A 13470-nucleotide genomic window follows, 5' to 3' on the forward strand; every position below is an offset into this window, starting at 1 on the left:
CCTGTCGCACTTCTGCAAGAACTTGTCAGGGTGGCTTTCTATAATGGCTCGAACCTGCGCTGCACCGTCCGCGCACCAACCGACTATTGATGAGGAAGAAGCCATGAACGCAAACCTTGATTCCGGTGTCACCACGCGGCCTGTCACCCGGCAGACCTTCGACGAAGTCCTCGTCCCGACCTACGCCCCGGCCGCCATGGTGCCGGTGCGCGCCGCGGGCCTGGACGTGTGGGACCAGGAAGGCAAGCGTTACCTGGACTTCACCTCGGGCATCGCCGTCTCGAGCCTGGGCCATTGCAACCCGGCCGTCGTGGCGGCGGTGACCGAGCAGATCAACACCCTCTGGCACCTCGGCAACGGCTACACCAACGAGCCGGTGCTGCGCCTGGGCCGCGCCCTGACCGAAGCTACCTTCGCCGACCGCGCCTTCTTCTGCAATTCGGGCGCCGAAGCCAATGAAGCGGCCCTGAAGCTGGCCCGCAAGTACGCGCACACCAAGTTCGGCGCGCACAAGTCGCGCATCGTGTCCTGCCTGTCGTCCTTCCACGGCCGTACCCTGTTCACCGTCTCGGTGGGCGGCCAGCCGAAGTACACCGAAGGCTTCGAGCCGCTGCCGCAGGAAATCAACCACATCCCGTACAACGACATCGAAGCCGCGCGCGCCGCCATCACCGACGACGTCGCCGCCGTGATCGTCGAGCCGATCCAGGGCGAGGGCGGCGTGATCCCGGGCGACCACGCCTACCTGAAGGCCCTGCGCGAACTCTGCGACCAGACCGGCGCGCTGCTGGTGTTCGACGAAGTGCAGTCGGGCGTCGGCCGCACCGGCGCCTTCTACGCCTATATGGACACCGGCGTCACCCCGGACATCCTGACCTCGGCCAAGGCCCTGGGCAACGGCTACCCGATCGGCGCCATGCTGACCACCGAGGAAATCGGCCTGCACCTGAACGTCGGCTCGCACGGCACCACCTACGGCGGCAACCCGCTGGCCGGCACCGTCGGCCTGAAGGTCGTCGAGACCATCAACCAGCCGAGCTTCCTGGCACGCGTGCGTGAAGCCAGCAGCAAGATCTTTGCCAACCTCGAAAAGCTGGCCGGCGACTATCCGCAGCTGTTCGGCAAGCCGCGCGGCCTGGGTCTCCTGATTGGCCTGCCGATGGCCGGCGACTTCAAGGGCCGCGCCAAGGACTACACCAAGATCTGCGAAAAGCTCGGCCTGATGCTGCTGATCGCCGGCCCGGACGTGGTACGCCTGGCGCCGGCCCTGGTGGTGTCGGACGAACAGATCGCGGAAGCGGACCGCCTGATGCGCGAAGCCGTCGAGGCCTTCCTCGCCGCGTAAGCCCGTGCGATCCCGGCCGGCACACCTCCACGGGTGTGCCGGCCTCGCTGTTTGAGTTGATCTCTTTCCAGGAGTTCGCATGTATGTAGTCCGACCGGTTGAACGCGGAGATATCGGCGCCCTCGAGGCATTGGGGGCGGTGTCGATCCCCGGCGTGCACACGCTGCCGCGCACGCGCGAAGCCATCGTCGCGGCGGTCGAGCGCTCCATCGCCTCGTTCGCCGCCCACGTCGACATCCCGAGCGAGGAGTCGTACCAGTTCGTGCTCGAGGACCTGCGTACCCGCGACGTGGTCGGCACCTCGTCGATCCACGCCTCGGCCGGTTCGAACGGCACCTATTTCGCCTTCCGCAACGACGTGATCCAGCAGGTCTCGCGCGACCTGAACATCAGCCACAGCGTGCACGCGCTGACCCTGTGCTCGGAACTGACGGCCTACTCGCACCTGTCGGGCTTCTACGTCCGCAACCGCGACAATGCCGGCACCGAGGCGGCCCTGCTGTCGCGTGCGCGCCTGCTGTACGCCGTGCTGGCGCCGCAGCGCTTCGGCGACCGCTTCTTCGTGCCGCTGGCCGGCGTCACCGACAGCGACGGCCAGTCGCCTTTCTGGAATGCGCTGGGCCGCAAGTTCTTCAAGATGGACTTCCTCGACGCCGAGCGCGTCATCGACGGCGCCCGCAACCGCACCATGATCGTCGAGCTGATGCCGCACTACCCGGTCTACGTGCCGCTGCTGCCGGGCGACGCCCAGGCTGCGCTCGGCCAGATCCACCCGAGCGGCCAGCTGGCCTTCCAGCTGCTCACGCAAGAGGGCTTCGAGGCCGACGAGTACATCGACATCTTCGACGGCGGCCCGATCCTGCAGGCCCACAAGAACGCCCTGCGCTCGTTCTGCGCCTCGCAGGTGCGCCAGGTCGAGAACGCCGGCCGCGCGGCAGGCGCCGACGAGATGGTGACTTACGCAGTGGCCAGCAGCGAACAACACTTCCGCGCCGTCATCGCCGCCTGCCCGCCGGCCGAGTCGGGCCAGGCAATCTGCCTGCCGCGCGAAGCCCAGCAGGCGCTGGGTGTTTCCGCGGGCGACAGCGTCACCTGCGTGCGCATCTGAGAGAGGACCCGATGCTCGTAATCCGTGCAGTGAACACCGACGACCTGGACGCCCTGATCGAGATGGCGCGCCAGGCCGGCAGCGGCATGACCACGCTGAAACCCGACCGCAAGATGCTGGGCGACCGCGTCGCGACCGCGGTGGCCTCCTTCAACCAGAGCATTCCGCCCGAGCAGCGCGACTACATGTTCGTGCTCGAGCACACCGAAGATGCGCGCATCGCCGGCGTGTGCGCGATCAAGGGCGCGGTCGGCCTCACCGAGCCCTTCTACAACTACCGCATCGGCACCCTGGTGCACAGCAGCCGCGAACTGAACGTGTTCACGCGGATGGAAACCCTGTACCTGTCGAACGACCTGACCGGCTCGTCGGAACTGTGCTCGCTGTTCCTGCTGCCGCAGTACCGCGCCGGCTTCAACGGCAAGTGGCTGTCGAAGAGCCGCTTCCTGTTCATCGCCCAGTTCCAGCAGCTGTTCACCGAGAAGATCATCGCCGAAATGCGCGGCTACCAGGACGAGAACGGCAGCTCGCCCTTCTACGAAGGCCTGGGCCGCCACTTCTTCAAGATGGACTTCGACCACGTCGACGGCCTCACCGCACTCGGCAAGAAGTCCTTCATCGCCGAACTGATGCCGCGCCAGCCCCTGTACGTGGACTACCTGCCGGAGTCGGCGCGCGACGTCATCGGCAAGGTCCACACCTCGACCCTGCCGGCGCGCAAGCTGCTGGAAAACGAAGGCATGTACTACGAAGGCTACGTCGACATCTTCGACGCCGGCCCGGTGCTGCAGGGCCGCGTGTCCGAGCTGCGCGCGGTGCGCGACAGCGTGCTGGCGGTCGCCGAGGAAGGAAGCCACGAAGGCGAGACTGAACACCTCTTGGTATCGAACACCAAGCTCACCGATTTCCGCATGATCCTGACCCGTGCCGTGCCCGGCGCCACCCGCATCGCGCTGTCGGCCCAGGAGCTGTCGCAGCTGCACGTGCAGGCCGGCGACGAAGTACGCACGCTGCCCCTCAACACAAGGAAGAACGCGAATGCCTAATCTCTCGAACTACATCGGCGGCGAGTGGCTCGCCGGCAGTGGCCTGGAGCTGGTCACCATCGATCCGTCCACCGGAAACCAGACCTGGACCAGCAATGCCTCCACGGCGGAAGATGTCGCACGTGCCGCCGCCGCGGCGCGCGCCAGCTTCGAATCCTGGGCGCTGACGCCGCTGGAAGAGCGCATTCTGGTGGCCACGCGCTTCCGCGACCTGCTGAAGGAGCACAGCGAGGAACTGGCGTCGATCATCGCCGAGGAAGTCGGCAAGCCCCTGTGGGAAGCGCGTACCGAAGTGGCCACCATGGCCAACAAGATCGACATCTCGGTCCAGTCCCATGGCGCCCGCACCGGCGAAACAGCAAGCAAGGTCGCCGACGGCAATGCCGTGCTGCGCCACCGCCCGCACGGCGTGTTCGCGGTCTACGGCCCCTACAACTTCCCGGGCCACCTGCCGAACGGCCACATCGTGCCGGCCCTGATCGCCGGGAACACCGTGGTCTTCAAGCCGAGCGAGTATGCGCCGCGCACCGCGGTGAAGACCGTGCAGCTGTGGGAACAGGCCGGCCTGCCGAAGGGCGTGCTGAACCTGGTGAACGGCGGCCGCGACACCGGCGTGGCGCTCGGCCAGGACCCAGGCATCGACGGCATCCTGTTCACCGGCAGCAGCCAGACCGGCATCGCCCTGCACAAGCAGTTCGGCGGCAAGCCGGGCAAGATGCTGGCGCTGGAAATGGGCGGCAACAACCCGCTGGTGGTGTGGGACATCCCGACCGATCCCACATTGCTGGACGCCGCCGTGCACCACACCGTGATGTCGGCCTTCATCTCGGCCGGCCAGCGCTGCACCTGCGCGCGCCGCCTGGTTATTCAAGATACGCCGGCGGGACAGGCCTTCCTTGACCGATTGGTAAAAATCGCGGCTACCCTGCAGCCTGGCCCTTCGAAGGCCGAGCCGCAGCCCTTCATGGGCCCGGTGGTCTCGGCAGCCGTCGCCGCCCGCCTGGTCGAGGCGCAGGCCGACATGGCCGCCAAGGGCGGCAAGGTGCTGCTGCAAATGAAGCAGCCCGACCCGAACGCAGGTTTCGTCACCGCCGGCATCGTCGACACCACCGATGCGCAAGGCATCCCGGACGAAGAGTGGTTCGGCCCGCTGCTCCAGGTGATCCGGGTGAAGGACTTCGACCAGGCCCTGCGCGTGGCCAACGCCACCGAATACGGCCTGGCCGCGGCCCTGCTGTCGCCGTCCGAGGAACTGTGGAAGCGCTTTTCGGTGCGTGCCCGCGCCGGCATCGTCAACTGGAACCGCCCGACCACCGGCGCGGCCAGCTCGGCCCCCTTCGGCGGCGTCGGCAAATCGGGCAACCACCGCCCGAGCGCCTACTATGCCGCCGATTACTGCGCCTACCCGGTCGCTTCGATCGAGACGGCGGAACTCGAACTGCCGGCCAAGCTGTCGCCCGGCCTGACCTTCTGAGACCCATGCGTACTGCCCGCGAATACAACTTCGACGGCCTGGTTGGCCCGTCCCACAATTACGCCGGTCTCTCGTTCGGCAACGTCGCCTCGTTCAGCAACGTGCGCAGCGCCTCCAACCCGCGCCAGGCCGCCCTGCAGGGCCTGGCCAAGATGCGCGAACTGGCCGCGCGCGGCTACGCCCAGGCCGTGATGCCGCCGCAGGCGCGTCCGAACTTCCGCCTGCTGCGCCGCATCGGCTTTTCGGGCACCGACGCCGATGTGCTGGCGCGCGCCTTCCGCGAAGCGCCCGTGATCCTGGCCTGCGCGTATTCCGCGGCGCCGATGTGGACCGCCAACGCGGCCACCGTCAGCCCCTCGGCCGACACCGCCGACGGCCGCGTGCACTTCACGCCGGCGAACCTGAACAACAAGCTGCACCGCTCGGAAGAGTACGTGCAGGCCACCCGCACACTGCGCGCCATCTTCGGCGACAGCAGCCGCTTCGTGGTGCATGACGCGCTGCCGCCGGTGCCGGCCTTCGGCGACGAGGGCGCCGCCAACCACACCCGTTTCGCCGCAGCGCATGGCGCGGCCGGCGTGGAATTCTTCGTGGTCGGCCGCGCCGAGTTCGATCCCTCGGCTCCGGCCCCGAAAAAGTACCCGGCGCGCCAGACCCTGGAAGCCTCGCAGGCGGTCGCCCGCCTGCACGGCCTGGATGCGGCGCGCACCGTGTTCGCCTTCCAGAATCCGGACGTGATCGACCAGGGCGTGTTCCACAACGACGTGATCTCGGTCGGCAACGGCAACGTGCTGTTCTACCATGACCAGGCCTTCGTCGACGAAGCGGGCACGCTGGACGCGCTGCGCCGCGCCCTGGGCGCCGTCGATACCGACCTGGTGCCGGTGCGCGTCGCGACGGGCCAGGTGCCGGTGGCCGATGCCGTGGCCAGCTACCTGTTCAACAGCCAGCTGCTCACCCGGCCGGATGGCCGCATGGCGCTGGTGGTGCCGCACGAATGCCGCGAGAACGAGGCGGTGTCGCGCTACCTGGCCGGGATGGTGGCCGGCGACGGCCCGATCGACGAGCTGCTGGAATTCGACCTGCGCCAGAGCATGCGCAACGGCGGCGGGCCGGCCTGCCTGCGCCTGCGCGTGGCCCTGACCGAGGACGAGGCGCAGGCGATGCACGGCGACGTGATCATGACCGAAGCCCTGTACGTGCAGCTGACCGCCTGGGTGGAGAAGCACTACCGCGACCGCATCGAGCCGAAGGACCTGGCCGACCCGCAGCTCGCGATCGAATGCATGACGGCGCTCGAGGAACTCGAACGCATCCTCGGCCTGCCGGGCCTGTACGACCTGTCGTAAGACCCGGCGGGCATGTTTTAATAACGGATTCGGACGGGACACCCCCGTCCATATAAAGCCAGGGCGGCGCGAAGCCACAAGCAAGAGCGCGCCCCGGCACACAAACTTTGGAGAAGCAACCATGAAAGACATGCCTCAAGATTTGCGCAGCCAGACGCTCACGCTGGTCAACGCAAACCAGTCCGCCGCCGGCGCCAATGCGCAGGTGGGCGCGCTCATCAGCGCCTGGCTCGGATCCCTCGACGACGAAGACCTGGCCGGCACCGCGCCCGAGAGCCTGGCGCCGGTGCTGTGGGAAGGTTTCTCGCAGCTGGCCCAGCGCAGCGGCCCTGGCTGCCAGATCGCGCAGATGCGCTACTCCGACGGACGTGGCGGCATGGCCACCGCGCTGCTGATCCTGAACGACGACATGCCTTACCTGGTCGACTCCTTCGTCATGGCCCTGCGCAAGGAGCGCCAGACCGCGGCCGGCGTGATGAACGCCGTGCTGCCGGTGCGCCGTGACGCCAACGGCCTGGCGACCGCCGTCGGCGAAGCCGGCGCGCCGCTGGAATCGATCGTCCTGATCCTGATGAGCGACGAACTCGAATTCGCCGAACTCGACGCCCTGACCGCGCGCATCCGCATGGTCGCCAACGATGCCGCCACCGTGCACCGCGACGCAGTCAAGCTGGCCGACCGCATGACCGCGGTGGCCGCCGCAGCCGCCAACGGCGGCACCCCGGAAGGCCAGGAAGTGGCCGCCTTCCTCGAGTGGGCCAAGAACGAGGGCTTCGAGCCCTTCGGCTACGCCTATTACGTGGTGAAGGAAGGCGCGCGTGAACTCGAGCGCGACATCCCGAGCCGCATCGGCGTGCTGCAGGACACCACCCACCCGGTCTACGGCACCTGCCTGGCCAACATCCCGGGCGACTTCGAAACCCTGTCGCGCCGTGCCGACACCCTGTCGATCGTCAAGGCCGACGTCGAAGGCACCCTGCACCGCGACCAGCCGCTCGACTTCATCGGCGTGCGCAACACCGACGCCCAGGGCAAGATCCTGGGCGAGCACTGCTTCGTCGGCCTGTTCACCCGCGCCGCCACCTCGACCCCGCTGGCGCGCCTGCCGTTCGCGCGCGGCCGCGTCGCCAAGGTGCTGTCGATCGCCGGCGTGCGCCAGGAAGGCTTCCGCGCCGAGAAATTCGTCGAGATCCTCGAATCGCTGCCGCGCACCGAAGCGCTGGAAGCCGATCCGGAATGGCTGGCCCAGGTGTGCAGCTCGGTGGTGTCGATGTACAAGCAGCCGCGCCCGAAAGTCTTCGCGCGCCGCGACGTGTATGCGCGCCACCTGAACGTGCTGGTCTACCTGCCGCGCGAGCGCTACAGCGCCGCGGTGGCGTCCAGCCTGGCCTCGGCCCTGAAGGACAGCTCGGGCGCGCGCGAAGTGCGCGTGCAGACCCTGGTGGCCGACGGCCCGCTGGCCCGCGTGTACCTGATCGCGCACGCCGCCCGCTACCCGCTCGACCTCGAAACCGACATCCAGCAGCCGCTGCTGGCGGTGCTGGACGGCTGGCATGACCGCTTCGCCGCCGTCACCAACACCATCGAAGACGCCGGTCTGCGTAGCAGCTTGCGCAAGCTCGGCGCCAACCTGCCGGTCTCCTTCGTCACCAACACCGCGCCGGAAACCGCCTTCCGCGACCTGCAGGCCCTGCTGAAGAACGGCCAGCCGGACCGTGTCGTCGCACGCGTCGAACCGGGCGACGACGCCAACGGCATCGACGCTTCGATCCGCCTGTACTCGGGAGAGGTCGTACCTTCGCTGTCGCGCATCCTGCCGGCCCTGCAGAACGCGGGCATTGCCGTGGACCGCGAGCAGACCTGGTCGTTCACCACCACCGACGGCGCCCGCCATCACGTCACCGCGCTGGCGGTGGACGACGAAAGCGGCGCCAAGCTGGTCAAGCCGGGCGTCATCCCGGTGGCCGAAGAACTGTTCACCGCGCTGTTCAACAACAACGCCGAAGACGGCCGCATGAACGGCCTGACCATCGAAGGCGGCCTGTCGATGCGCGAAGTGCAGCTGGTGCGCGCCTACATCAGCTACTGGCGCCAGCTCGGCTCCAAGTTCTCGGTGCGCTACATGGCCGAGACCCTGCGCACCCAGCCGGCCCTGGTGAAGGATTTCGTCACCGGTTTCCTGCTGCGCTTCGATCCAAAGGTCGGCGACTCCGAGCACGGTCTAGGGACCGCCAAGCTGGCCGCCCTGAAGGCCGGCCTGTCGACCGTGAACCACGCCGACACCGAAGAGATCATGGCGGCCCTGGTCGACCTGGCCCTGGCCACCGTGCGCACCAATTACTTCCAGAACGACGGCGAGAAGATCATCTTCAAGGTCGACACCAGCAACCTGGCGCTGGCGCCGGAACCGCGTCCGTACCGCGAGATCTACGTGTTCTCGCGCCGCTTCGAAGGCGTGCACCTGCGCGGCGGCCCGGTCGCCCGCGGCGGCCTGCGCTGGTCGGACCGCATGGAAGACTACCGCACCGAAGTGCTGGGCCTGGTGAAGGCGCAGATGGTGAAGAACGCCGTCATCGTGCCGGCCGGCTCGAAGGGCGGTTTCGTGTGCAAGCAGATGCCGACCGGCGCCGCGCGTGAAGTGGTGGCGGCCGAAGGCGAAGCATGCTACCGCGAGTTCATCGCCAGCCTGCTGGAAGTGACCGACAACCGCGTACGCGGTTCCATCGTCCCGCCGGAAAACACCGTGCGCCACGACCAGGACGATCCTTACCTGGTGGTGGCCGCCGACAAGGGCACCGCGACCTTCTCGGACATCGCCAACAGCATCGCCGTCAAGCGCGGCTTCTGGCTGGGCGACGCCTTCGCATCGGGCGGCTCGAACGGCTACGACCACAAGAAGATGGGCATCACCGCCAAGGGCGCCTTCGAAGCGGTCAAGCGCCACTTCTATGAACTGGGCCACGACATGAGCACCACCCCGGTGACCATGGTCGGCGTGGGCGACATGTCGGGCGACGTGTTCGGCAACGGCGTGCTGTTGTCGCGCCAGCTGAAAGTGCTGGCAGCCTTCGACCACCGCCACATCTTCCTGGATCCGACCCCGGACGTCGAAGCATCGTTCAAGGAGCGCCAGCGCATGTTCGCGCTGCCGCGCTCCTCGTGGGAAGACTACGACAAGGGCCTGATCTCGCAGGGCGGCGGCGTGTTCCCGCGCACCGCACGCTCGATCGAGCTGACCCCGGAAGTCCGTGCAGCGCTGGATATCAAGGAAACCGCGCTGACGCCGGAAGAGCTGATGCACCGCATCCTGCTGGCGCCGGTGGACCTGTTCTACAACGGCGGCATCGGTACCTACATCAAGTCGTCCAATGAAACCCATGCGCAGGTGAAGGACCGCGCCAATGACCGCATCCGCGTCAACGGCAACGAACTGCGCTGCAAGGTGGTGGCCGAAGGCGGCAACCTGGGCGCGACCCAGGCCGGCCGTATCGAATTCGCCCTGGCCGGCGGCCGCATCTTCACCGATGCGATCGACAACTCGGCGGGCGTGGACTGCTCCGACCACGAAGTCAACATCAAGATCTGGCTGGACACCGAAGTCAATGCCGGCGAGCTGCCGGAAGCCGACCGCAACCGTGTGCTGAACGAAATGACCGGCGCCGTGGAAGACCTGGTCCTGCGCGACAACACCCTGCAGACCCACCTGCTGACCCGCGAAGCACAGGCGCAAACCACGGCTTCGGTGGTGGACGGCTACGCCGCCCTGATCACCAACCTGGAATCGGAAGGCGCGGTCAACCGCGAACTGGAGCAGCTGCCGAGCGACACCGAACTGCAGCGCCGCAAGGCCCTGGGCCTGGGCTTGAGCGCGCCGGAACTGGCGGTGGTCATCGCCAACGTGAAGAACCGCTTCAAGCGCACCCTGTCGGCGCTCGACCTGACGAGCGAATCCTGGGCCGAGTCGCTGCTGCGTCCTTACTTCCCGGCCCAGCTGGTCGCCACCCGCAACCCGCTGAACCATCCGCTGGCGAACGCCATCCTGGCAACCGTGCTGGCCAACGAAGCGGTCAACCGCTGCGGTCCGCTGATGCTGCGCGACCTGGCCGCCGAGCACCGCGTCGAGGAAACCGAAGTAGTGAAGGGCTGGGCGCGCGCCTGGTCGGCGCTGCACCTGGCGCCTGTGTTCGACGCGCTCGACGCCGATGCGCTGAAAGTGCCGCGTGACGTCTCGATGGCGGTCGACGCGCGTACCCGTGCGCTGCTGCGCGCCGTGATCGAAGGCGTGCTGTCGCTCCCGGCCGGCACCGACGGCATGGCCGAGCTGTCCACGCTGTTCGGCCAGGCCGACCAGCTGCGCAGCCTGACCCCGGCCCGTTCGGAAGCCGATGGCCACAGCGGCCTGCCGGCCTCGTTCACCGCGGCCTGGAAGGCGGTCGAGACCATCGAGTCGCTGGCCACCTTCCTGTTCGCAGCGGTGTCGGTGCAGCGTCCGAGCGGCATGAGCCTGGCCCAGTTCCTGCAGGTCGGCATGGCGCTGCGCCAGCAGGCCGGCATCGACACGCTCGAGCGCGGCCTCAAGCTGCCGGCGCAGAGCAAGTCGCAGGAACAGCTGCGCAACTACGCGATGCAGGCCCTGCGCCGCACCCAGCAGCGCCTGCTGCTGCAGGTGATCGAGCGTGCCGGCATGGGCGGCGACCCGCTGGCAGCCGTTGGCGAAGTCACCAAGGCGCGCGGCCTGACCGGCTTCGCACAGCCGGTCGAGCTCGAGCAGGCCATGCTCGACGTCTGGGCGCTGTCGGAAGGTTCGAGCCCGGACCGTCTGGCTGCATAAGGTATGAGCGCAGCCGCAAACCCTGCGCTGCCGGAAGCGGTGCGCGCCCTGGCCGAAGCCGACTTCGGCGCGGTCGCGCAGCGCTTCGCGGAGGCCGGCTTCACGGTCGGCCTGCCGGCGCCCGGCATCATCACGGTGAAAGGCGCTGCGCAGGATCGGCAGCGTCCCGCCGTGCTGGTGTCGGTGGGCGTGCATGGCGACGAGACCGGGCCCATCGAGATGGTGGCCTGGCTGCTCGAAGCCCTGTCGCGCACGCCGCGAGAACTGGCGGTGGACCTGATGCTCTGCGTCGGGAACATCGACGCGATCGCGGCCGGCAAACGCTTCATCGATGCGGACCTGAACCGCATGTTCCGTGCCGACCGCGGTTCGCTGGCCTCTGCTTTCGAAGCGGCGCGGGCCGACGCGCTCATCGCCGCCACCTGCGCCTTCTTCGAGGGTGCGGGGCCGCAGCGCTGGCATCTCGACCTGCACACGGCGATCCGGCCCTCGCACTATCCGATGTTCGCGATCGTGCCCGAGATCATTCCCGATGCGCCGCGCAAGGCGCTGATCGACTGGCTGGGGCAGGCGGCGATCGGCGCCGTCATCATGAATCCGAAGTCGGTGGGCACCTATAGTTACTACTCCGCGGAGCACCATGGCGCCGCGGGCAGCACCGTGGAGCTGGGGCGGGTCGGGACGCTGGGGCAGAACGACCTGTCGCAGTTCGCCGATGCTTCCGCAGCGCTCGACCGTCTGCTGCGTGGCTTGCCCGGCCTGCCGGCCAGGGCGGCGCCGCACGTGTTCGCGACGGCGCGCCAGGTGATCAAGCTGTCGGATGCCTTCAGCATGTCGGTGGGGCGCGAGACCTGGAACTTCACGCCGATGAAGAAGGGTGAGGTGATCGCGACGGATGGGGACACGGTGTACCGTGTGGAGCACGACGAGGAGCTGGTGGTGTTTCCGAATCCGGATGTCAGGGTTGGTTTGCGTGCGGGGCTGATGGTCACGCGGATTGGCTGATCAAGCAAACTTAGGTTCCCGCCTGCGCGGGAACGACGTATTTATTGTGTTGGCTTTAAGACCGTCATGCCCGCCACCGGCGGCCATGCCTCCCCGCGCAGGCGGGGATCCAAGTTCCTCACCAACGTCGCAGCATCAAAATTACCACTGCACTAGACTGAAGCCTTTGCCCGAACAAGCGGAGGCTTCATGAGCAGCATGCTTTTCTCCCCAGTCAGCCTGGGGCCCCTGCAACTCCCCAACCGCATCGCCATCGCGCCGATGTGCCAGTACTCTGCCGTCGACGGCCTGCCGACCGACTGGCACATGATTCATCTCGGTAACCTGGCCCTGTCCGGCGCCGGCCTGCTCATCATCGAAGCGACGGCCGTCACGCCGCATGGCCGCATCTCTCCGGACGACCTGGGCCTGTGGTCCGACGCCCACCAGGAAGCGCTGGCTCCCGTCATCCGCGCCATGCGCCGCCATTCGCCCATCAAGATCGCCATCCAGCTGGCCCACGCCGGCCGCAAGGCCTCGACCCAGGTGCCGTGGGAAGGCGGCGCCCAGATCGCTCCCGACCAGCCACGCGGCTGGCAGAGCGTCGCGCCGTCCGCCCTGGCGCACGGGCAGGACGAGGTCGCGCCGCTGGCGCTCGAGACCGAGGGCCTGGTGCGCGTCAAGGAAGCGTTCGTCGCCGCCGCCGTCCGCGCCCACGCGCTCGGTCTCGACGGCATCGAGCTGCATGCCGCCCACGGCTACCTGCTGCACCAGTTCCTGTCGCCGCTGTCGAATACCCGTGACGACGAGTACGGCGGTTCACTCGAGAACCGCATGCGCTTCCCGCTCGAGGTCTTCGAGGCCGTGCGCGCCGCCGTGCCGCGCGAGATGGCGGTGGGCATGCGCATTTCGGCCACCGACTGGGTCGAAGGCGCTTGGGAGATCGAGCAGAGCCTGCGCTTCGCCCAGGCGCTCAAGGCGCGCGCTTGCGACTTCATCCACGTCTCCACCGGCGGCCTGTCGCCGCTGCAGAAGATCCCGGTCAAGCCGGGCTATCAGGTCGAGTTCGCCGAGCGCATCAAGCGCGAGACCGGCATGCCGACCATCGGCGTGGGCCTGATCACCGAAGCGCAGCACGCGGAAAGCATCCTGCAGCAGGGCCAGGCCGACTTGATCGGCCTGGCGCGCGCCATGCTGTACGACCCGCGCTGGCCCTGGCATGCGGCGGCCGAGCTGGGCGCCCAGGTGGCCGCGCCGCCCCAGTACTGGCGCTCGCAGCCGCGTGAACACAAGGAGCTGTTCGGCAGTATGCGTGTGGGATAGGAGCGCAGTT

The 13470-nt window shown here is 67.9% G+C and carries 8 protein-coding genes; all 8 read left to right on the top strand.

The genetic code is table 11. The features are described 5' to 3' along the window. Positions 1-103 precede the first annotated feature (103 nt). The 8 genes from ACSQ25_RS01505 (at position 104) to ACSQ25_RS01540 (ending at position 13460) form a co-directional block, all read left to right on the top strand. Complete coding sequence (locus ACSQ25_RS01505) at positions 104-1345, top strand: acetylornithine/succinyldiaminopimelate transaminase (protein ID WP_436103945.1); 1242 nt, start codon at positions 104-106, stop codon at positions 1343-1345. Between the two features lie 79 nt (positions 1346-1424). Further along, on the top strand, positions 1425-2453 hold the full coding sequence (locus ACSQ25_RS01510) for an arginine N-succinyltransferase (protein WP_436103946.1): 1029 nt from the start codon (positions 1425-1427) through the stop codon (positions 2451-2453). Positions 2454-2464: 11 nt separating this feature from the next. Further along, positions 2465-3499: an arginine N-succinyltransferase gene (astA, locus tag ACSQ25_RS01515; RefSeq protein WP_436103947.1), complete on the top strand. Its 1035-nt coding sequence runs from the start codon at positions 2465-2467 to the stop codon at positions 3497-3499. Next, positions 3492-4973 (top strand): succinylglutamate-semialdehyde dehydrogenase, encoded by a 1482-nt coding sequence (astD, locus tag ACSQ25_RS01520; protein WP_436103948.1) that lies wholly within the window; start codon positions 3492-3494, stop codon positions 4971-4973. Before astA ends, astD begins: the two co-directional genes overlap by 8 nt. A 5-nt stretch (positions 4974-4978) precedes the next feature. Further along, the gene (gene astB / locus ACSQ25_RS01525) at positions 4979-6322 is read left to right on the top strand and encodes an N-succinylarginine dihydrolase (RefSeq protein WP_436103949.1); all 1344 of its coding nucleotides are present in this window, start codon (positions 4979-4981) and stop codon (positions 6320-6322) included. A gap of 121 nt (positions 6323-6443) precedes the next feature. Then, positions 6444-11153 carry an NAD-glutamate dehydrogenase domain-containing protein gene (locus ACSQ25_RS01530; protein ID WP_436103950.1) on the top strand — a complete coding sequence of 1570 codons (4710 nt, stop codon included), beginning with the start codon at positions 6444-6446 and terminating at the stop codon, positions 11151-11153. A 3-nt stretch (positions 11154-11156) separates the two neighbouring features. Then, positions 11157-12158, top strand: a complete 1002-nt coding sequence (locus ACSQ25_RS01535; RefSeq protein WP_436103951.1) for a succinylglutamate desuccinylase — start codon at positions 11157-11159, stop codon at positions 12156-12158. A gap of 189 nt (positions 12159-12347) precedes the next feature. After that, a complete protein-coding gene (locus tag ACSQ25_RS01540) occupies positions 12348-13460 on the top strand; it encodes an NADH:flavin oxidoreductase/NADH oxidase (RefSeq protein WP_436103952.1) in 1113 nt (370 codons plus the stop codon). The last annotated feature ends 10 nt before the right edge of the window (positions 13461-13470 follow it).

Source organism: Massilia sp. LjRoot122, assembly GCF_964252725.1.
GTDB lineage: Bacteria > Pseudomonadota > Gammaproteobacteria > Burkholderiales > Burkholderiaceae_D > Telluria.